This window comes from Bradyrhizobium sp. CCBAU 53340 (assembly GCF_015291645.1).
Taxonomy (GTDB): Bacteria; Pseudomonadota; Alphaproteobacteria; order Rhizobiales; family Xanthobacteraceae; genus Bradyrhizobium.
Map to the genome: position 1 here is coordinate 482,420 of NZ_CP030055.1, position 20,079 is coordinate 502,498.

A 20,079-nucleotide genomic window follows, 5' to 3' on the forward strand; every position below is an offset into this window, starting at 1 on the left:
AGGGAGGAGAGCGTGTTTCACGTTGCAAGGCGCCGCATTCTGGCCGTGCTGACGGCTGCGACTTTCGCCGTGCTGCCGCTGCAGGCGGTTGACGCGGCCTATCCGGAGCAGCTGATCAAGATCATCGTGACCTTCCCGCCCGGCGGCAGCGCCGACACCGTCATCCGCGCGCTCGAACCGGTGGTCACGGCCGAGCTCAAGCAGAGCCTCGTGATCGAGAACCGCGCCGGCGCCGGCGGTAATATCGGCATGGCGGCGGTCGCGCAGGCCAAGCCCGACGGTTACACGCTCGGCGTTGCGCCGGCCGGCGCGCTGACGGTGAACCCGCATCTCAATTCGTCGATGCCGTTCGATACTAGGGATCTCGCGCCGATCACGCTGCTTGCGGAGATTCCCTTCGTGCTGGTCTCCTCGGCGAACATTCCCGCGCACAATGTTGCGGAAGCGGTCGCACTCGCCAAGGCAAAGCCCGGCGCGCTGTCGATCGGCCATGGCGGCAATTCGACCGCGATGCATCTGACGGCCGCGCTGTTCACGCAGAAGGCCGGGATCGACATGGAGCTGGTGCCGTATCGCGGGACCGCACCGGCCACCGTCGACGTCCTCGCAGGGCATGTCCCCTTTGCGGTTCTCGATATCCCCGCATCGAGGCAGCTCATCCTTGAGGGCAAGCTCAACGCGATCGGTGTCTCCTCGGGACGGCGCCTCGATTCCCTGCCCAACGTGCCGACCCTGGCCGAGGGCGGCCTTGCGGGTTTCGAAGCGATCGGCTGGTTCGGGCTCGTGGCGCCAGCGGGCACGCCTGCCGAGATCGTCAGCCGGCTGAACGAAGCCTTCACGAAAGCCCTGAAAGACCCTGATGTGGCCGAGAAGATCCGCACCCTCGGCGCCGAGCCCGCGCCGACATCGCCGGATGCGTTCGGCCGCTTCATTCAGAGCGAAAGGACGAAATGGGGCAAGCTGATCAGCGAGGCCGGCATCAAGCCGAATTAGGCCTTCCTCTCAGACTTGCCTGGTCCGACGCAGCCGGGACGGCCAGCCGATCCTGACCAGCGTTTCGTCAGGATCCGACAGCGCGAATTCATACATTCCCCATGGCGTGTCCTCCGGCCCACGCCCATTGACCAGTTCATCCGAAAACTCTCGTGCGAGGTCATCGACGGCTTCGGTGTAGAGATAGAGGCCAAACGGGTTGCGGCCCCTGATCAGCCAGCCTTCGACGGCCTCGGTGAGATGGAGCTGGCCGCCCTTTCCATCGGAGAGGATGCGATAGCTGTCCTCACCGTCCGTCGGCTTGTCGCCGTCCGCGCGCGCAAAACCCAGCCGGGCGTAGAATTTCTCCGAGGCGTCGAGGTCATTGCAGGGGAGGATGGCGGTCAAAGCGTGCGGTGACGACATGCGAATGCCTCTTCATACAAGTGCCTTTTCGTTGAACCGACGATACGCCGGAAATCGAGGGATTATTTTGACGCAAGAGGCCGTCGCTCCCCACATTTGCAGGCAGTTTGCGCGATGATAGATTGGTCTCGCCAGTGGGGAATGTCTGCGTGACTTTGAACCTGCTGCCGGCAGGGGGCGACCTAGCAACATCCCGCCGTCCGGGAGCCAGGTGATTAACGACGATGTTCGACAGGGCCTACCGGCAGCGCTTAGAGGCTGACCTTGCGCAATGGGAATCCGACGGCGTCATCGCGCCGGCGGCCGCCGCCTCGATCCGCAACGCGCTGCCACCGCTCTCGCCGGGTATCAATATCGCGGTAATCGTTGCCATCGTCGGCGGCCTGCTGATTGCGGCTGCCTTCCTGGCTTTCGTCGCGGCGCACTGGACCGAGATTGCGCGGCTGTTGCGCTTCGCGATCCTGCTTGCCGGCATGATCGTTGCCGGCGGTCTCGGAGCCTGGTTCGCCTCGGCCGGCCGTAGCGTTCTCGCCGATCTCTGCGCGAGCATCGGTGCGATCATCTTTGGTGCGGGCATCGCGCTGGTCGGCCAGATGTATCATCTCGGCGACGATTTTGCCGGCGGCATGCTGCTGTGGTCGATCGGCGCGTTCGCCGCGGCATTCCTGACCGGCTCGCGCGGCGCGCTGGCGGTGGGCCTCGCGGCGGCCTGCATCTGGACCTGCATGCGCACCTATGATGCGCCGGATACGCTTCATCTCTCATTCGTGGCGGCCTGGCTCGTCGCTGCCGCGCTTGCGTTCGCGTGGAATTCCCGCGTGGCGGCTCATCTCGTCGCGGTCGCGGCGATCCCATGGTGGATCGCGACCTCGCTTCGCTTCGACTTCGAGGGCGCCCAGCCGTCATTCGTGCTCGCGAACGGCGCGGCCCTCCTTTTCGGCGCGGGGCTCGCGATTGCCGCGGCGCCGTCGCCAAGGGCGATCCGGCTCGGATCCGTCCTGTCGATCTACGGCGCATTTTCGCTCGCCGCCGTTGCTTTCATAGAGGTGACGACGGTCGACGATCTGATCCGCTTTCGGACAGGCACTGTGCCGCCCCAACCGCTATGGGCAATCTTCTGCGGCGCCGCGGGCGTGATCCTCGCGCTGGCCTCTGCCGGAATCACCAGGCGCACCGGCGAATTCCTCGCGGCATGTGCGATCGGCCTCGTTCTGGTCGCGGCGCCGATATGGCCGGCGTCCGCCGCCGGCGACCCATGGTTCGCCTATGCGGCGCTGCTCTGCGCCATGCTCTGCCTCGTCGTCTCCGGGGTGCTCGACGATGTGCGCCCGCGGATTGCCGCCGGCTGGCTCGGCATCGGCGGCGTCATTGCGGGCATCACCTGGGCGGTGAAGGGCTCGCTGCTGCGCCGCTCGGCCTTCCTGGCTGTGGCCGGCATCATCGCCGTGGTGTTTGCGACCGCGCTCAATCGCGCACTGCCGAGGACCGAGCGATGATGAAGCTTGTTGCGTTCTGGCAGCGTATCCCGAAAGCCGTATTGTTCGGGCTTGCCATCCTGCTGCAATGCGCGCTGCTGATGCTGATGGTTGCCGATCGCATGCAGATCCTGCGCGACGGCCGCGAGGTGACCTTGCGGACGCAGCCCGTCGATCCCCGCGATCTCCTGCGCGGCGACTACGTCACGCTCGGCTATGCCATCTCGCAACTGCCGGCAGGCGCGCTCGCCGGTCAGCCCGCTGCCGAGCGCAGTCCCGTCGTGTTCGTCAAGCTCGCGCCTGACGCCAACGGGCTGTACGAGGCCGTTTCGGTGCATGCGGAGCCCGTACCGGTCACGTCCCCGGAAATCCTGATCCGCGGGCGTGTCGTCTATTCCTGCGGCTCAAACAGCCGCACCTTCTGCGACAGGCTGACCATCAGATACGGCCTGGAAAGCTATTTCGTGCCTGAGGGCGAGGGCAGGAAGCTCGAGCAAGCCCGCAACCAGCAGAAGCTGCGCGTCGTCGCCGCCGTGCTCCCCTCCGGCCGCGCCGCGATCAAGCGGTTGCTGCTCGACGGCGAGCCGGTGTATGAGGAGCCGTGGTACTAGCGGCTCGGCTGCGTCCTCAGCGCCCGCCGCAGCACGTCCCACATCCGCGGATCGCTCATATGCGCCACGTTGAAGCGCAGGAAATTTTGCGCGGTCTGCGACACGCTGAAGACATTGCCGGGCGCCAGCACCACGTTCTCTTCCAAGGCGGCGCGCGCAACCGCGGTGGCATCCTGGCCGCCGGCGAGGCGGCACCAGAGGAAGAAGCCACCGCGCGGCATCAGCCAGGGCTCAATTCCCAGTGCTTGCAGCTTGCGCGCCGCGTCGCGCCGGCTACGTGTGAGCTTCTGCCGGAGCTCGTCCATGTGCTTGCGATAGCTGCCGCCGGCCAGCACGTTTGCGATGAGCTCGGTCGCAACCGGGCTCGGGCCGCCAAAGCTGGTCGCGACCTGGAGATCGATGAGATGCTCGACCCAGTCGGCCCTTGCCGCGATGTAGCCGCAGCGCACCGAGGCCGACAGCGTCTTGGAGAAGCTGCCGATCCGGATCACGCGGTTCAATCCATCCAGCGCGGCAAGGCGCGGCGAGCGCTCCGGCTCGAAGTCGCCAAAAATGTCGTCCTCGACAATGGTCAGGTCGTGTGCGGCCGCCGCGATCAAAAGCCGGTGCGCCGTTGGAAGCGCGGGAGTCGCGCCGGTCGGATTGTGCAAGGCTGAATTGGTGATGTAGAGCCGCGGCCGTTCGGCCGCGAGGATCGCTTCGAAATGTGCGACGTCGGGGCCCGACGGCGTGTAGGGCGCACTGACGATCCTGGCCTGATGCGCGCGCAGCAGCGCGCGAAAATTGAAATAGCAGGGATCGTCGACCAGCACGGTGTCGCCGGGGCGGAGCAGGAAGCGGCAGATGAGGTCGGTCGCCTGCGTGCCAGACCCCGTCAGCATCAGCTGGCTGATCGAGGCCTCGATCCCGTCTTCAGCCAGCCGCCCGAGCAAAAGTCTTCGCAGCGTGGGGGAGCCACCCGTGCTTCCGTAATTGGTGAGCACGCTGGCGTCAGCACGGCCAAGCGCGCGCGTGGCGCGGCGCAGGGCCGCCTCCGGCATCCATCCCGGCGGCAGCCAGCCGCAGCCGGGCTTCGGCACGGCTTCGTCGGTATCGAGCGATTGCCTGGACACCCAGAACGGATCGACCGCGCGGTCGCGGCGAGGCTCGACCTCGGTCAATGCAAGCGGCGGCGCGACGGTCGGCGACACATAGAAGCCCGAGCCGCGGCGGGCGCGGATCAGGCCGTCGGCGGCGAGGCGGTCATAGGCCTCGACGACCGTGGATGGCGAAACGCCCATCGTCGCGGCAAGGCTGCGGATCGACGGCAGGCGGTCACCGGGGCCAAGCGCGCGACCGGCGACCTTGGCGCGGATCGCGCTCATCACGTCGATGGTCCGCGTTGCGCCGCGGCCTTTCGATTGCGGTTCGATGTCCAAGGTGTATGGCCTTCCACACCCATACAGTTTTGCCAGATTGTACTGGATTGTGACTGGTCTTGCCACCGGTGACGGCCGAGCATCATGCCTCAAAAAACGGGACGGACATGCAATCTGCTGGCAGCGGCTGGGGCAACGGGCTTCTCGGCGTCATCATCTTCAGCGGCTCGCTGCCGGCGACGCGGGTGGCGGTCGGCGGCTTCTCCGCGCTGTTCCTCACCTCTGCGCGCGCGATCATCGCGGCGCTGATCGGCGCAGCTGTGCTCGGCCTGCTTCGTCAGGCCCGGCCGGAGCGGAGGGATCTTGCCTCGCTCGCCATCGTCTCCGTCGGTGTCGTGGTCGGCTTTCCCCTGCTGACCGCGCTCGCGCTCCAGCACATCACCTCGGCGCATTCGATCGTATTCATCGGGCTGCTGCCGCTGTCGACCGCGATTTTCGCCGTGCTGCGCGGCAGCGAGCGACCGCGCGCGCTGTTCTGGCTGTTCGCGGTGCTCGGCAGTACCACGGTCGCGGGCTTTGCCTTGTCCAATGACGGCTCCGCGTCAGTGACCGGCGATCTCCTGATGGTCGCCGCGATCGTGCTGTGCGGGCTCGGCTATGCCGAGGGCGCCGCATTGTCCCGCCGGATCGGCGGCTGGCAGGTGATCTCCTGGGCGTTGCTGCTGGCGTTGCCGCTGATGCTGCCTGTGGCGATCTGGACCTTGCCGCCGGCATGGAGCGGCGTCGGTGCACCGGCCTGGATCGGGCTGGCCTATGTCTCTGTTTTCAGCATGTTCGTCGGTTTCATCTTTTGGTACCGCGGGCTGGCGATCGGCGGCATCGCGCGCGTCGGCCAGTTGCAGCAGCTGCAGCCGTTCTTCGGGCTCGCGCTGGCGGGTTTGCTGCTGCACGAGCCGATCGCATGGAGCATGATCGCTGCGACCGCACTCGTGGTCGTCTGCGTCTTCTTCGCACGGCGCTATGCGTGAGGCTTTCGCGCCTCACGCCTGATCCATCACCGTCCGCGTCAGCGCGCCCCGCGCAAATTTCTTCAGCGGCATCGGCTTTCCGAACAGGAAGCCCTGCACGAGGTCGAAGCCGAGCTCGTTCGCTGCGACGAGGTCGGCGCGGCTCTCGACACCTTCGGCGGCGGCGCGTGCGCCATAGCCCTGCGCGAGCTCGACGATGTGACGGCACACCATGCGCTTGAGGCGGTCGTTGGCGCTGCCCGTGACGAAGTGGCGGTCGGCCTTCACCTTGATGAAGGGGATCTTGCCGAGGTCCATCAGCGACGGCCAGTTGGCGCCGAGATTGTCGATCGACAGGCCGATATTGTGCAGGCGGACCTCGCGCGCGACCTCGGCGAGGAGATCGAGGTCGCGGATCGCCTCCTCGCTGTCGATCTCGATCGTCAGTCCGCCGAAGGCCGGATGGGTGGGGACGCGGCGGCAGAGGTCGCGCACTGCCTGTGGCTCCTTCAGATACGAGGCCGGCAGGTTGATCGACAGATCGACCGGGCTCTGCCGCTCCAGCAGATAATGCCAGTCCTGCACGGCGCGTTCGATCACGAACTCCGAGAGGTCGCGCAGATGCGGGTCGTGCTCTTCCGGGATGAAATAGGCCGGCGGCACCACGCCCCAGGTCGGATGCCGCATCCGCACCAGGGCCTCGGCGCCGCAGCGGATCAGCGTGCGCGCGTCGATCTTGGGTTGGTACCAGAGCTCGAGCCAGCCGGCATGCAGGGCCTCGCCGACATGCACGGCCGGGCTCGGCACCGGCTCGTCCGGCAGCAGCATCGCGACGCGATCGCGCAGCGTCTCCGCGGCAAAGGGCGTGGTGAGCGGCGGCAGCATCGCGAGGCCATATTCCTCCCCGACCTGCTGCACGGCCTTGACGATGATCGACTCGCGAGCGCCGACGGCCAGGACCTTGCCGTCAAAGGCCTCGCGCACCAGCGTCTCCAGAAATGTGCCGGGCTCGATGCCGTCGGCGGCGACGCCGAACAGGATCAAATCCGGCAGCTCGCCGGCGAGCACGGTCTTGAGCTCGTCGGCGCTGGCACATTCGCTGGTGACGAAGCCAAGATCCTCCAGCACTTCGGCGAGGAATGCGCGCAGATGGCGCTTGCCGTCGGCGACGCATGCGCGCGGCGTTATTTTTCGCCGTCCGAAGGTCTTGGGCCTTCGCTCGGCGAACTCAACAATTTCATCGTTCATCGCAAACCACTCCCGTTCCGCGACCGGTGTTAGCGATGGGAGCAGTTTCAAATAAGGAGGGCTTCAGCCGATTGTTGAATTATCTGGGTAACGTTAAAGCCCCCATCATTTGTAAAATTGTTCGGATCTCGTTCGAGAAGTTTTTACGTCTGGCCGCGCCTTGCGGACGCGCGTGCGACAATCATGCAGTATTTTCCCGGGGGTGCAGTTTGCCGGCGCTCGTAGCCGTGTCCTGTAATTGGACGAGGCTGCGCCGGCTTCGCCCAATTGAATAATGGACGCCCTATTTGCTTGTGGCTTTGTCGTGCTCGGCCATGCCGACCGCCTTGTAGTCGTAGGTCGGATAGAACTCGGTGCGGTACGGACCCCACGCGGTATCCTCGATGATGCGGTTGACTTCGCGCAAGCGCGAGGCCGGCAGTCGCAGCGTGATCACCTGCCCGATGCCCATCATGACGTACCAGCTCACGACCTCCACGCCCGCCGGCGGAAAGGCCTTGCGAAAGCCTTGCCTGTCGAGCTGCGCGTTCAGCTCATCAAGCGGGCGCGACTGGTCGTGCTTGAAGAAGACGGTGAGCAGGACGGCATTGTCGGCGGTCGGCGCTGCATCGCCAGGCCGCGGTGCCGTCTGCGCCGTCGCCACCGAAGGCAGCGCGCACGCGGCCATGAGCCACACCATCATCGTCAACGTCAGTCGGTTCGATCTCATCGCCAATGTCCTTCCAATGTGGCATGCGATGCATCGAAGAGTAGGGGCGTCGGGTTCCCTCCATGAACTCATTTTCGCGCGATGCGCGCATATTACAGCGCCGCGCGTGACGGTTATGCGACAACGCGTCAAGGCGCCGGGCCGACGCGTGTGAAGCACCTCACATCCACGTGGCCGCACGTGCGCTATTGGTCCGAGCAGCCGGTGGGCTGTCAGGAATTGCAGCTATGACGACGCGGCGGATGATCTATTGGTGGTTCAGGGTCGTGATGTCAGGGCGATTTCTCGATCGCTTCCTGTGCCTGCCACACACGCCCGAATAGCGCGGGCCGGCCCTAAGTCGCCCCGATCAATTTGCGAAATGCCGCCGCGCCGTCGTGCACGGCGTCGCGGCCCTTCCAGGCAAGATAGCTCAGCTTGCCGCCCAGCGTGTCCTGGCTGCGCAGCCGTCGCGATCCCAGGATGTGCCCGACATTGGCGGGGAAGCGGCTGACCTCGGCGGACACCAGCGCGGCAATCGCATCCATCAATTGCTGAAGCCGGACGCCCCATTCGCAATTTTCGAGACCGTCGATGCGAACCTTGAGCGCGTATTCGGTGTCGTAGATCTCGGCGAGCAGGTCGCGCGCGACCAGCACGCGGTTGTGCCGGAGCGCAATCCTCAGTGCCAGGCGCTTGTCGTCGAGCCGGTCCAGCACCATGGGAACGACACAGGCGTAAGGCGTAGCGGCGACGTCGGCCGCACTCTTGCTCGGCGCTGCCTTGGTTGCGAGGCGCACGAGCTGCCATGACGTCTTCAGGCGCCGGGCCACCAGCGCCAGGGCAAAGGGCAGCGCCTCGGGATTGGCCTTCTTGAAGGCGTCGAGCTGTGCGGTGATCTGGGCGACCTGGCCGTCATCGAACTTCGTGATCGTCGCGGGCAGCCGCTCGTTGAACTTCGGCAGCGCGGGGCCGGCGCGCAGCACCTGCTGCATCTTCTTGACGTCGTCGAAGGCGGTACGCGAAGCCGTGTATTGCGCGAGCTTGGCGCGCGCGGATTCCGTGCTCTCCGCCGATGCGAGCGTGTTCTCGAGCACCTTGACGACCTTGACCTGGAAGGTCGTCGCGATCTTCAGCACTTCCTTGGGATTGTTGGCGGTGACCTGGTCATTGATCGCCTTGACGTAGTCGCGCGCCATGGTGGGCAGCAGGTCGCGGCAGATCCACTCCCAGATCGGGGTCAGCGTGTTGCGCGAGATCCGCCCCTCATTGGCGTGCTCGGGCGCGCCGTCGATCAGCAGCAGCTCAAGCGGTGCGAAGAAGTAGCGCGACGGATTGGTGGCGCGTGCCTGGGTCGATCCGTCTTTACGAAATTCGGCGCGCAGCTTGGCCTGGATCTCCGCCGAGCCCGGCATGTCGATGCCGCACAGCTCGAGCCGCTCGAGTTCGCTGAGCAGGCAGCTGCGCGACAATGGCGTCAGCTTCTGCAGGAACTCCGATAGCTGGTCGATCTCGTTCATGGCACGCAATCTCTCGCAATGATTCCAGCGGGCCTGTCGGCCCAAAGCATGGAGGCATTTGCGCGCTCTCAATTGTGACAAAGAGAAGCAGGCCGCCGTTAATTTATCCGTAAAATCCGGGACCCCGAGGGGTGGCTGCAGCGGCGATCCTTAATAAGGCATTTGGACGTCTGCCTGTGATTTGGGCGGATTCATCAACCGCTGCATGGTCCGATGCGCATCTGTACAAGCACAAATTGTGCCGACGCCCGTGTTTTTGCACAAAACTGACAAAATACCCGTAGTCTTACGGAGTAGAAAGTTAACCACAGGACGCCCCGGGTTCCGCTAAATGAGTGACATGGAGTCACAGAACGATACGGTCACTGATTCGCGGCCGTCGGAATGGTTCGAAAGCAGCTCGTCTGCGCCCGAAGAGCTCGATTTCGTCCGTCTTAATGCCGCCCGCGCCAAGGCGGCCGACGAAATGGCCGCAGCCATCGCCCGCGAGCTCAATGGCCCCCTGACCGCACTCCTGCTCTACATGGGCGAAATCAAGCATCACAGCGATCAGCTCGCGCCTGTTACGGGCGATCGCGCCTATTTGCAGCAGGTGGTGGAGAACGCGCTGGCGCAGACCGAGCGCGTCTGCGGTCTGGTCAAGCGGCTCGCCGGCCCGCACAAGGGTGGTCTGCCTGCGCCGTCCACGACCGAGGATGCCGAGTTGAAGGCCGGGCGCGTGCTCGCGGCGCCGCGCGAGGCGGGCTCCGAGCTCTCGAGCCTGTCGAGCAAGCGGCTGACCAAGCGCGAGCGTGAAGTGCTGAGGCTGATCAGCGAGGGATTTTCGAACAAGCAGGGCGCGCTGCGGATGCAGATCAGTCCACGCACCTTCGAGAGTCATCGGGCCGAAGCGATGCGCAAGCTCGGCGCGCGCAACACTGCGGACCTCGTCCGCGCGGCGCTGCTGCATTCGATCGATTGAGCCTGCCGTCCGGCGCCGCCTTTGCGGCGGCGCGGTTAGGCCTAGAAATAATCTTCGGCGAAGGGGCGCACGCGCGAAGTCGGCCGGAGCATCTTCGGCTCTTCCTTCGGCGTGTTCGGGATGATGGTGATGGTCCAGCGTGGCGGGATGGTCGATTCCTGCTCCAGCACGGAGCGGACAAAACCCGTCACCGTGGACTCGCCCGCCTTCACCGTTGCCATGCGGCCATTGAACTGCGCGATGCGGAAGCGACGGACCTCTTTCTGATCCCCGGTCTCATAGGTGAACATGGAAACCCTCCTGGTTTCCGGGGACTATCGCCACCTATGATTAGTCATCTCTAAAAATTGCAAACCGTATAAGTACGGCGGGCATTTTGGGGGAGCGCTCAATCCTGCGCTTCCTGCGCTTTTGCGGCGGTAAAGGCCGCGTCCATCTGCTGCAGCAGATCGCTAAATTCGGCGTCGTCGAGCGCGTCGGCGGTACCCTCCAGCCGCAGCGCCAGCGTCGCGAGCCTGATATAGCCGAACGTCCTCGCCGTGCTCTTGAGCGAATGCGCCTCGTGCGCGATCCGGCCGCGATGCTGGCCGAGCGCGAGCGTGCGAAACAGCTGCAGCCGCGCACAAGTCTCGCTCCAGAACACCGCGCGCACTTCGCGGGCGCCGTCCTCGCCGATCTCGCGCACCAGCGCGTCGAACGCACCAGCCTCGCGCAGCGGCTCGTGTGCGAGCTGAGGCGCGGTATCCTGCGTGCCTGGCGTGGCTGCGAATGCGGCGTCGAACATGATTGTCCCGGTCTCCGTTATGCGGCGTCCGGGAAATCTACGCCATTCCGATTGCAGTTCCGGTCACGAGATGCGCGGTGTTTGAGGGCCGAGTGAAGCACTTGCTTTACCATCCGCCGCTCCGTGCGTGCGGTCACGGCCCGAGCAGCCGGTCGTACTGGGCTTTGACGGTGGCGTAGCATTCGCAGGCCGTCTGACGCAGTCCGTCCAGATTGAGAATCTGGATGTGTCCGCGGCTGTAGTGGATGAAATTGGCCTGCTGCAGGGTGTTGGCGACCAGTGACACGCTGTTGCGCCGAGCCCCGATCATCTGCGCCATCGCCTCCTGGGTCAGCAGCAGCCGGTAGTCGCCTGACAGGTCATGGGTGTGCAGCAGGCAGCGCGACAGCCGCGACTCCACCGGATGCGCCGCGTTGCAGCCTGCGGTCTGCTGCACCTGCGCGTAAACCGCCAGCCCGTGCCGCGTCAGCAAGGTCCGCAGGGTGAGGCTCTGTTCGGCCGCGATCCGCAGCCGGTCGAGGTCTATCACGGACGCGACGCCGGGAACCAGCACGACCGCCGTGTTCAGCGCGCAAGCATCGCCCATGGTCGAGAGCGATCCGAGCAGGCTGTCGCGGCCGATCATCGCGACCTGGACATGCTCGCCCTTGGCGAGTTTCACGACCAGCGAGATCACGCCGCGGTGCGGGAAGTAGGCGCGCTTGAGCGTCTCGCCGGTCTCGACCAGAATCGCGTCATGCGGCAGATCGACCGTGCGCAGATGTGCACGGATCAATTCATAATCGTCTGCCGACAGCGCCGACAGGAAACCGTTGGATGGGCGCACCATCGTTTCCAAAGCTGCCTCCCGTCACCTCCGGTGAATGCTCCCGTGATGAAATCATCGTCTTCCGCCGAACAGGTTCCAATATGTTTCGATCGGGATATATTGGCAATTGGTTAAGTGTTACAGGCGCGGTTCGGCAATCACCCGATACCGCTTTGTGTGCACGTCAGCATGCAGTGAGATTCGGCGCGCTTGCATCATTGCTGTCCCGCCAACAGGCGCGCGTGATGGGCCTTCACGGCGGCGTAACAGTCGCAGGAGGTCGCTTCCAGCGCGGGCAGATCGGTAATCTCGATCTGGCCCCGGCTGTAGCGGATGATTCCGGCACGTTGCAGCTCGTGCGCGACAAGCGAGATGGCGTTGCGTCGCACGCCCATCATCTGGGCCAAAGCCTCCTGCGTTAGCGGCAGGATTTCACTGTCCGACAGGTCTCGGGCCCGGAGCAGCCAGCGCGCCAGACGCGCCTCGACCGGGTGCAGCGTATTGCAGAGCAGGGATTGCTGCGCATGTGCAAGCAGCACCTGCTCGTTCCGGATCATCAGGTTGCGGAACGGTATGCTGGCGGCGGCGATGGTTCGAAACACGGTGACGTCAAGCGCAGAGGCGGTTCCTGGGAAGAGCACGACGGCGTCTGACGCCGCCATCCCGTCCGCAAGCGCCGCGCCGCCGCCGACAACGCTGTCGCGGCCGAGCATCGCCACCGCGATGCTCTGTCCTTCCGACAGGCTCACCGTGATCGAAACTGTTCCGTGGTGCGGGAAGTGAACCTGTCGAAGCGTCGAACCTGCCTCGCCCAGGACAGACTCTCTGACCAACTCGATCGTGACGAGATGAGGACGCAACAGAGCAAAGTCTGCTGCGCCGAGCATTTGCAGCAACCGGTTGGGCGGTGGGCCGCTCGCAGTCATACAGAATCCAGCCCGGTTCCATGGAGCTCGGCGCCGCGTATTCGAGATCCAGTTGCGCGACGGTATAAATATATTGTAAAGGTTGTGCAGCTGTCCATATACCCGTTGGAGGGCAGACAGGCCGCCGCATTTGTGGCGGAAATGAGAACCGCGCTGATCCGTGCGCACGCCCGGCCGGGCCAGTGTGCGTCGCCAGCCGGGAAAGCGTGGCAGGGAGCCTCATGAGCCGAAAGCTGGCAACCCACGACAGATATCGCATCTGCCTCTCCTTGGGACATTCGCCGGTCGACGCCTCCTTGTTGCTTCGCCGATTTTCTTTCGCCGTCAGACATTGCTTCGCGCCACTGCGCAACCTCGCCGCAGATCTCGCGTTTATCCCGTTCGCATGTCGCACCATGCCGACCGCGCGTGCGGCCATCACGATTTCAATGCAAGCAAGAGGAGAAAGGCGTGCGCCACGGTTCAATTATTGAATCGCCGAAGCGGGAAATTCAAACGACGACAGAAGGTCTGCGCCATATTCTCGTTGTCGACGACGACCCGATGGTGTCCATGGCCATCGAGATCTATCTCCAGCGCAACAATTTTCGGGTCACGATTGCGGATGGCGGAGAGGCGGGGCTTCGCGCCCTCGAGAACGAACAGTTCGACCTGATGATCATCGACATCTTCATGCCGCACATGCGCGGGTTCGAATCGATCCGGCTCTTTCATGACCGCGCGCCCGCCATTCCGCTGATTGCGATGTCGGGCTATGCCTTCGCCGATCTGAACTCGCCGGCGCCCGACTTCCTGAGGATGGCGCTTGAACTCGGCGCTGCGCGCTGCCTGCGCAAGCCGTTCACGCCGAACGCGCTGCTGGCTGCGATCAGGGACTGTCTCGCCGAGCACCAATCCGCTGCTGCGCGATTGGGTTAGCACTTTGGCGCCGGCGAGGCCCGTAAGGTAAGAGTTTGTTTACCGCGAGCGCGGATTTCGCGGATTTCTTCGAAGCTTCGACGGAAGGTCGCACCCGCGATTCCGATCGTGCGTGATTTGATTCAATTCGCGCGGTCCGTGCATATCCCCCCGACCATTGGCTCGATTTTTTGCGCTGGTCGTGACGCCGTTATCCGCGCGTTTACCTGCCGCGTCTCCGACGTGATGCCGGATGCCGGATTTGCGGAAAACCTTAGCCCCATGCGGCCGAACAGAAATTTCGCTTCAATATCCGTATTAGCACGGAGGATGAAATTAACGGGACCGTGAAATGGGTTGTCTAACGATCTAGGAGCGGACTTCCGCCGATTCCAGGCGCGGGGGCAGGCGACGAGGTCCAGCTCAGTAAGGCGTAGCTCATGGATGATCTGTTGCGGGAGTTTCTGACGGAGACCAGCGAGAGCCTGGACACCGTCGACAATCAGCTGGTGAAGTTCGAGCAGGAGCCGAACAACGCCAAGATCCTGGATAACATCTTCCGCCTGGTCCACACCATCAAGGGTACGTGCGGCTTCCTAGGTTTGCCGCGGCTTGAAGCGCTGGCGCATGCCGGCGAGACGTTGATGGGCAAATTCCGCGACGGCATGCCGGTGACCGGCCAGGCCGTGACGGTGATCCTGTCCTCGATCGACCGCATCAAGGAGATCCTCGCAGGGCTGGAAGCGACCGAAGCCGAGCCCGAGGGCAACGACCGCGATCTCATCGACAAGCTGGAAGCGATGGTCGAGCAGGGCATGGCCGCTATGGCGGCCGGTGCTGCTCCTGTCGCTGACGCTCCGCCGCTGGTGCCGGAAGAACCTGCTGCCGCTCCCGCCAAGGAGATGACCACGGGCTCGCTGGTCGACCAGACCCTGGAGCGCCCCTTGCGTCCGGGCGAAGTCTCGCTCGACGAGCTCGAGCGCGCCTTCCGCGAGACCGCGATCGAAGCCCCGGCGCCTGCGCCCGTTGCCAAGGCCGAAGTGAAGGCCGAGCCCGCGCCGGTCGCGGAAGCCCCGGCCGCTGCCAAGCCGGCCAAGGAGAAGGCCGCGCCGAAGAAGTCGATGGCCGACGAGAGTGCGGTCGAAGGCGACCGCATTGCCAACCAGTCGATCCGCGTCAACGTGGATACGCTGGAGCATCTGATGACCATGGTCTCCGAGCTGGTCTTGACCCGCAATCAGCTCCTGGAGATCTCCCGCCGCAACGAGGACACCGAGTTCAAGGTGCCGTTGCAGCGCCTCTCCAACGTCACCGCCGAGCTGCAGGAAGGCGTCATGAAGACGCGCATGCAGCCGATTGGCAATGCCTGGCAGAAGCTGCCCCGCATCGTCCGCGACCTCTCGAGCGAACTCGGCAAGCAGATCGAGCTGGAGATGCACGGTGCCGACACCGAGCTCGATCGCCAGGTGCTCGACCTGATCAAGGACCCGCTCACCCACATGGTGCGCAACTCCGCCGATCATGGCCTGGAGACGCCGGCCGAGCGGCTGGCTTCCGGCAAGGGCGAGCAGGGCACCATTCGCCTCTCCGCCTATCACGAAGGCGGTCACATCATCATCTGCATCGCCGACAACGGAAGAGGCCTCAACACCGAGAAGATCAAGGCCAAGGCGCTCTCCTCAGGTCTCGTCACCGAGGCTGAGCTGGAGAAGATGAGCGAAGCCCAGATCCACAAGTTCATCTTCGCGCCGGGCTTCTCGACCGCGGCCGCCATCACCTCGGTCTCGGGCCGCGGCGTCGGCATGGACGTGGTGCGTACCAATATCGACCAGATTGGCGGCACCATCGACATCAAGAGCGTCGCCGGCGAAGGCTCCTCCGTCACCATCAAGATCCCGCTGACGCTCGCGATCGTCTCGGCGCTGATCGTGGAAGCCGCCGGCGATCGCTTCGCCATCCCGCAGCTCTCGGTGGTCGAGCTGGTGCGCGCCCGCGCCAACAGCGAGCACCGCATCGAGCGCATCAAGGACACGGCTGTGCTCCGCCTGCGCAACAAGCTATTGCCGCTGATCCACCTGAAGAAGCTGCTCAAGATCGACGACGGCGCGGCGAGCGATCCCGAGAACGGCTTCATCGTGGTCACGCAAGTGGGCAGCCAGACCTTCGGCATCGTGGTCGACGGCGTCTTCCACACCGAAGAAATCGTGGTCAAGCCGATGTCGACGAAACTGCGTCACATCGACATGTTCTCCGGCAACACCATCCTGGGCGATGGTGCCGTGATCATGATCATCGACCCCAACGGCATTGCCAAGGCGCTCGGCGCCGCCGGCTCCTCGGCCCATGACATGGGCGACGACAATGGCGCGCTCCACATCGGCTCTGGCGAGCAGACCACCTCGCTCCTGGTGTTCCGCGCCGGCTCGGCGCAGCCCAAGGCGGTCCCGCTCGGCCTCGTCACCCGCCTCGAAGAGCTCCCCGCCGACAAGATCGAGTTCTCCAACGGCCGCCACATGGTGCAGTATCGCGAGCAGCTGATGCCGCTCGTCTCCATGGAGGGCGTCACCGTTGCGAGCCAGGGCGCCCAGCCGATCCTGGTGTTCGCCGATGACGGCCGCTCCATGGGCCTCGTCGTCGACGAGATCATCGACATCGTCGAGGAACGCCTCAACATCGAGGTCGGCGGCTCGGCCAGCGGCATCCTCGGCTCGGCCGTGATCAAGGGCCAGGCGACCGAGGTGATCGACGTCGGCCACTTCCTCCCGATGGCGTTCGCCGACTGGTTCACCCGCAAGGAGATGAAGCCGTCGATGCACTCGCAGTCGGTGCTGCTGGTCGACGACAGCGCCTTCTTCCGCAACATGCTGGCCCCGGTGCTCAAGGCCGCCGGCTACCGCGTCCGCACCGCGCCGACCGCGCAGGAGGGACTTGCGGCCCTGCGTGCGCAGAGCTTCGACGTGGTGCTGACCGACATCGAGATGCCCGACATGAACGGGTTCGAGTTTGCGGAAGTTATCCGCTCCGACAGCAATCTGGGCTCGATGCCGATCATCGGCCTCTCGGCGCTGGTGTCGCCGGCGGCGATCGAGCGCGGCCGTCAGGCCGGCTTCCACGACTATGTCGCCAAGTTCGACCGTCCCGGCCTGATCGCGGCGCTGAAGGAGCAGACCGCGGGCGCCGCCGGCGCCTCCGAGCTGAGCCGCGCGGCAGCCTGAGCGGGACCTGAGGAGAGATCGCAATGAGCAATAAGAAGACCCAGTCCACCGAAGGCGCCATGGTCGAATACGTCACCGCGATGATCGGCGGCCAGCTGTTCGGCCTGCCGATCTCCCGCGTCCAGGACGTGTTCATGCCCGAGCGCGTCACCCGCGTTCCCTTGTCCTCGCGCGAGATCTCGGGCGTTCTGAACCTGCGCGGCCGCATCGTCACCGTGGTCGACATGCGCGCCCGTCTCGGCCTGCCCAGGGACGAGGACGGCAAGACCCCGATGGCGGTCGGCGTCGACCTTCGCGGTGAATCCTATGGCCTGCTGATCGACCAGATCGGCGAGGTGCTGCGCCTGCCCGAGGACGGCAAGGAAGAGAACCCCGTCAACCTCGACCCCCGCATGGCCAAGCTCGCCGGCGGCGTTCACCGTCTCGACGGCCAGCTCATGGTCGTCCTCGACGTCGATCGCGTCCTCGAGCTCAAAACCGAAGTACAGATGGCTGCCTGAGCTTTCGCAAAAGATATTTAAGCCGGAGAATCCAGATGAAGACCTGTTTGGTGGTTGACGATTCCAGCATCGTTCGCAAGGTCGCGCGCCGTATCGTCGAAGCGCTGGGCTTCCAGGTCATCGAAGCGGAAGACGGCGTCGAAGCGCTGGTCCACTGCAAGAAGGCCATGCCGGAAGCGATTCTGCTCGACTGGAACATGCCGGTCATGGACGGCTTCCAGTTCCTCGGCACGCTGCGCCGAATGCCCGGCGGCGACGAGCCCAAGGTCGTGTTCTGCACCACCGAGAACGGCATCGATCACATCACCAAGGCGATGGGCGGCGGCGCCAACGAGTACATCATGAAGCCGTTCGACAAGGACATCGTGTTGGCGAAGTTCCAAGAAGTCGGGCTGGTCGCGCGCGAAGAAGAGACCGCTGCCTGAAAACATACGTGCCAGTAGCGTCAAGAGGTATCCTGTGAACGCGCCCGACTACGAGTATCTGCGTAAGTTGCTGAAAGAGCGCTCCGGTCTCGACCTGTCCGCCGACAAGCAATATCTGATCGAAAGCCGCCTGCTGCCGCTGGCGCGCAAGGCCGGACTCTCCGGCATCCCCGAACTCGTGCAGAAGCTGCAGGGCGGCTCGAGCGCGCTGATCACCAGCGTGGTCGAAGCCATGACCACGAACGAGACCTTCTTCTTCCGCGACAGGGTCCCGTTCGATCATTTCCGCGACACCATCATGCCTGAGGTGCTCAAGGCCCGCGCCGCCAAGCGCAGCGTGCGAATCTGGTGCGCCGCCGGCTCGACCGGGCAGGAGCCCTATTCGTTGGCGATGACCCTGAAGGAGATGAGCGCGGCGCTCACCGGATGGCGTGTCGAGATCATCGCAACCGACCTCTCGCAGGAGGTGCTCGAGAAGGCCAAGAGCGGCGTCTACAGCCAGTTCGAGGTGCAGCGCGGTCTGCCGATCCAGATGCTGATGAAATATTTCAAGCAGACCGGCGAGACCTGGCAGGTCGTTCCCGAGCTGCGCGCGATGGTCCAGCATCGGCAGCTCAACTTGCTGCAGGATTTCTCGCACCTCGGCACCTTCGACGTCATCTTCTGCCGCAACGTGCTGATCTATTTCGACCAGGAGACTAAGATCAACATCTTCAACCGCCTGGCCAGGCAGATCGAGCCCGACGGATTCCTGGTGCTGGGCGCTGCGGAGACCGTGGTCGGACTGACCGACACGTTCAGGCCGATCGCGGATCGCCGCGGTCTCTACAAGCCGAACGATCCGCGTGCCGCGGCAGCCAAGCCGGCTATCGAGGCGCCGCGGATGGTGGCGATGGCAGGACGGTAGTATGGCCGAGGACGGCAAAGGCGCAGAGCGCGTCACATTCAGTCGAGGCTACGATGTCTGCATCATGGCCATCGACGGAACGTGGCGGCGCGACTGTACGCTCAACGCGATTTCCGACACCGACGCCATCCTCACGGTGGAAGGTTCGATCCAGGGGTTGAACCTGAAGGAGTTCTTCCTGCTGCTGTCGTCCACGGGCCTCGCCTACCGCCGCTGCGAGCTGGTGCGCGTCAACGGCTCCGAGATGGACATCCAGTTCCTGCGCGGCAAGAACCGGAAGAAGCGCGGCCCTGCCGGCGGCCATGATGCGGCGGCGTGATCGCCACGCGCAATGTGCGGCCGTTGCTGGCGCATTGCTTCACATTTTCTGAAAACATCCGAACGAATTGCAGACCCGGCTTTACGCGGCCTAAGCGCGTGCCGTGTATCGATAGCAGGTCGCAATTTCAGGGGCCGGCCATGCCAAGAAGCTCTCTCTCTCCCATCGATGTCGCCGAACGGCGTGCCCTTCAGCTTCTGGTGATTGATGACGACGCCACCCAGCGCAGCCTGATCACGGTCGCCGCCAAGCAGGCCGGCCACGAAGTCGCCGTGGCGCCGTCGGTCGCGGAGGCCATCGAAAAGCTGCGCGGTGCGCGTTTCGACTGCGTGACGCTCGATCTCGTGCTTGAGGATGGCGATGGCATCGACGTGTTGCGCGAGATGGCCGCGGCAAAGTTCTCAGGCTCGGTGATCGTGATCAGCGGCATGGACGGCAAGCGCCGCAGCGCCGCCCGCAGCTTCGCCCGCTCCGTCGGGATCGAGCTTCAGAGCCTGCCGAAGCCGCTGGATCTCGCGGCGCTGCGTATCAGCCTCGCAAATCTCGGCAAGAGGGCGATGGGGCTGCCGACAATCCATACTTGGGGTGGTGTCGCCACCGACGCAATCGTGGAGCGGCACCGCGCCTAAAGGCGCGGAGCTGCCATGCCGTCGGCTGCGGCCCATCGGCCGCGCCGATCCGGGTCTACGCTGGATTGCCGGATTCCGTCAGGTTTTGAAGGGCCTGTCCGAGCTCCGCCCGGCAGGCGTTGAGGGCGGCACTCGCCGCGGCATAGCGGGGCGTGACGTCGTCGAGCACGACAATCTCGGGGGAACCCGAGCTGGCACTCACGATAGCGCTATCGTCCTCAGGCTCCATCGCCGCGTCGATCAGACGCATGCTGATGTCGATACGGGCGATCAGGGAGCGTAGTTCGGCTACGATCAGTTGACGGCTGTCCGTTTCAGCCATCGCGGCGAGCGGGGGTGTGCCTGCGTAATTTAGCATGGATATTCTCCGTCTCCCGCAATAAGGCACCCCCGCGCTACTTGT

The 20,079-nt window shown here is 64.5% G+C and carries 22 protein-coding genes; 12 read left to right on the forward strand and 10 right to left on the reverse strand.

Going from position 1 to position 20,079, the window contains the following annotated elements; genetic code table 11:
* Positions 1 to 12: 12 nt before the first annotated feature.
* The gene (locus XH89_RS02280; RefSeq protein WP_194465529.1) at positions 13 to 993 is read left to right on the forward strand and encodes a tripartite tricarboxylate transporter substrate binding protein; all 981 of its coding nucleotides are present in this window, start codon (positions 13 to 15) and stop codon (positions 991 to 993) included.
* Positions 994 to 1,002: 9 nt separating this feature from the next.
* On the opposite strand, the gene XH89_RS02285 is transcribed toward XH89_RS02280, so the two are convergent.
* Positions 1,003 to 1,398, reverse strand: a complete 396-nt coding sequence (locus tag XH89_RS02285; protein ID WP_194465530.1) for a VOC family protein — start codon at positions 1,396 to 1,398, stop codon at positions 1,003 to 1,005.
* Between the two features lie 224 nt (positions 1,399 to 1,622).
* Between XH89_RS02285 and XH89_RS02290 the strand changes: the two genes are divergently transcribed.
* Together XH89_RS02290 and XH89_RS02295 are read left to right on the forward strand one after the other, a co-directional pair.
* Positions 1,623 to 2,894: a DUF2157 domain-containing protein gene (locus tag XH89_RS02290; RefSeq protein ID WP_194465531.1), complete on the forward strand. Its 1,272-nt coding sequence runs from the start codon at positions 1,623 to 1,625 to the stop codon at positions 2,892 to 2,894.
* Positions 2,891 to 3,484, forward strand: coding sequence for a GDYXXLXY domain-containing protein (locus tag XH89_RS02295; RefSeq protein WP_194465532.1), 594 nt, complete (start codon positions 2,891 to 2,893; stop codon positions 3,482 to 3,484). Before XH89_RS02290 ends, XH89_RS02295 begins: the two co-directional genes overlap by 4 nt.
* On the opposite strand, the gene XH89_RS02300 is transcribed toward XH89_RS02295, so the two are convergent.
* A complete protein-coding gene (locus tag XH89_RS02300; protein ID WP_246767717.1) occupies positions 3,481 to 4,902 on the reverse strand; it encodes a PLP-dependent aminotransferase family protein in 1,422 nt (473 codons plus the stop codon). The two genes, XH89_RS02295 and XH89_RS02300, sit on opposite strands and share 4 nt — an antisense overlap.
* A gap of 107 nt (positions 4,903 to 5,009) precedes the next feature.
* On the opposite strand from XH89_RS02300, the gene XH89_RS02305 reads away from it, so the two are divergent.
* Positions 5,010 to 5,870 carry a DMT family transporter gene (locus tag XH89_RS02305; RefSeq protein ID WP_194465533.1) on the forward strand — a complete coding sequence of 287 codons (861 nt, stop codon included), beginning with the start codon at positions 5,010 to 5,012 and terminating at the stop codon, positions 5,868 to 5,870.
* A 12-nt stretch (positions 5,871 to 5,882) separates the two neighbouring features.
* Here XH89_RS02305 and XH89_RS02310 read toward each other — a convergent pair whose 3' ends face one another.
* From XH89_RS02310 to XH89_RS02320, 3 genes are all read right to left on the reverse strand, one after another.
* A complete protein-coding gene (locus XH89_RS02310) occupies positions 5,883 to 7,097 on the reverse strand; it encodes an EAL domain-containing protein (RefSeq protein ID WP_194465534.1) in 1,215 nt (404 codons plus the stop codon).
* Between the two features lie 283 nt (positions 7,098 to 7,380).
* Positions 7,381 to 7,806: a hypothetical protein gene (locus XH89_RS02315; RefSeq protein ID WP_194465535.1), complete on the reverse strand. Its 426-nt coding sequence runs from the start codon at positions 7,804 to 7,806 to the stop codon at positions 7,381 to 7,383.
* Positions 7,807 to 8,141: 335 nt separating this feature from the next.
* The gene (locus tag XH89_RS02320) at positions 8,142 to 9,305 is read right to left on the reverse strand and encodes a hypothetical protein (protein ID WP_194465536.1); all 1,164 of its coding nucleotides are present in this window, start codon (positions 9,303 to 9,305) and stop codon (positions 8,142 to 8,144) included.
* Positions 9,306 to 9,645: 340 nt separating this feature from the next.
* Here XH89_RS02320 and XH89_RS02325 point away from each other — a divergent pair, with 340 nt between their 5' ends.
* The gene (locus XH89_RS02325) at positions 9,646 to 10,266 is read left to right on the forward strand and encodes a helix-turn-helix transcriptional regulator (RefSeq protein WP_194465537.1); all 621 of its coding nucleotides are present in this window, start codon (positions 9,646 to 9,648) and stop codon (positions 10,264 to 10,266) included.
* Between the two features lie 41 nt (positions 10,267 to 10,307).
* Here the strand turns inward: XH89_RS02325 and XH89_RS02330 are convergent, their stop codons facing one another.
* The 4 genes from XH89_RS02330 to XH89_RS02345 all read right to left on the reverse strand — a co-directional run bounded on the left by XH89_RS02330 (position 10,308) and on the right by XH89_RS02345 (position 12,784).
* On the reverse strand, positions 10,308 to 10,556 hold the full coding sequence (locus XH89_RS02330; protein WP_194465538.1) for a hypothetical protein: 249 nt from the start codon (positions 10,554 to 10,556) through the stop codon (positions 10,308 to 10,310).
* A gap of 98 nt (positions 10,557 to 10,654) precedes the next feature.
* On the reverse strand, positions 10,655 to 11,050 hold the full coding sequence (locus XH89_RS02335) for an Hpt domain-containing protein (RefSeq protein ID WP_194465539.1): 396 nt from the start codon (positions 11,048 to 11,050) through the stop codon (positions 10,655 to 10,657).
* Between the two features lie 133 nt (positions 11,051 to 11,183).
* Positions 11,184 to 11,879, reverse strand: coding sequence for a Crp/Fnr family transcriptional regulator (locus XH89_RS02340; protein ID WP_194465540.1), 696 nt, complete (start codon positions 11,877 to 11,879; stop codon positions 11,184 to 11,186).
* Between the two features lie 194 nt (positions 11,880 to 12,073).
* A complete protein-coding gene (locus tag XH89_RS02345) occupies positions 12,074 to 12,784 on the reverse strand; it encodes a Crp/Fnr family transcriptional regulator (RefSeq protein WP_194465541.1) in 711 nt (236 codons plus the stop codon).
* Positions 12,785 to 13,294: 510 nt separating this feature from the next.
* On the opposite strand from XH89_RS02345, the gene XH89_RS02350 reads away from it, so the two are divergent.
* From XH89_RS02350 to XH89_RS02380, 7 genes are all read left to right on the forward strand, one after another.
* The gene (locus tag XH89_RS02350; RefSeq protein WP_194468341.1) at positions 13,295 to 13,702 is read left to right on the forward strand and encodes a response regulator; all 408 of its coding nucleotides are present in this window, start codon (positions 13,295 to 13,297) and stop codon (positions 13,700 to 13,702) included.
* A 419-nt stretch (positions 13,703 to 14,121) separates the two neighbouring features.
* On the forward strand, positions 14,122 to 16,896 hold the full coding sequence (locus XH89_RS02355) for a hybrid sensor histidine kinase/response regulator (protein ID WP_194464158.1): 2,775 nt from the start codon (positions 14,122 to 14,124) through the stop codon (positions 16,894 to 16,896).
* Positions 16,897 to 16,919: 23 nt separating this feature from the next.
* Positions 16,920 to 17,396 carry a chemotaxis protein CheW gene (locus XH89_RS02360; RefSeq protein WP_194465542.1) on the forward strand — a complete coding sequence of 159 codons (477 nt, stop codon included), beginning with the start codon at positions 16,920 to 16,922 and terminating at the stop codon, positions 17,394 to 17,396.
* A gap of 35 nt (positions 17,397 to 17,431) precedes the next feature.
* Positions 17,432 to 17,821 carry a PleD family two-component system response regulator gene (locus XH89_RS02365; RefSeq protein ID WP_194465543.1) on the forward strand — a complete coding sequence of 130 codons (390 nt, stop codon included), beginning with the start codon at positions 17,432 to 17,434 and terminating at the stop codon, positions 17,819 to 17,821.
* Positions 17,822 to 17,855: 34 nt separating this feature from the next.
* Complete coding sequence (locus XH89_RS02370) at positions 17,856 to 18,728, forward strand: protein-glutamate O-methyltransferase CheR (protein WP_194465544.1); 873 nt, start codon at positions 17,856 to 17,858, stop codon at positions 18,726 to 18,728.
* 1 nt (position 18,729) lies between these two features.
* Positions 18,730 to 19,047: a PilZ domain-containing protein gene (locus tag XH89_RS02375; protein WP_194465545.1), complete on the forward strand. Its 318-nt coding sequence runs from the start codon at positions 18,730 to 18,732 to the stop codon at positions 19,045 to 19,047.
* Positions 19,048 to 19,187: 140 nt separating this feature from the next.
* Positions 19,188 to 19,676 carry a response regulator gene (locus XH89_RS02380; protein WP_194465546.1) on the forward strand — a complete coding sequence of 163 codons (489 nt, stop codon included), beginning with the start codon at positions 19,188 to 19,190 and terminating at the stop codon, positions 19,674 to 19,676.
* Positions 19,677 to 19,731: 55 nt separating this feature from the next.
* Here the strand turns inward: XH89_RS02380 and XH89_RS02385 are convergent, their stop codons facing one another.
* Complete coding sequence (locus tag XH89_RS02385) at positions 19,732 to 20,034, reverse strand: hypothetical protein (protein WP_194465547.1); 303 nt, start codon at positions 20,032 to 20,034, stop codon at positions 19,732 to 19,734.
* Between the last annotated feature and the right edge of the window lie 45 nt (positions 20,035 to 20,079).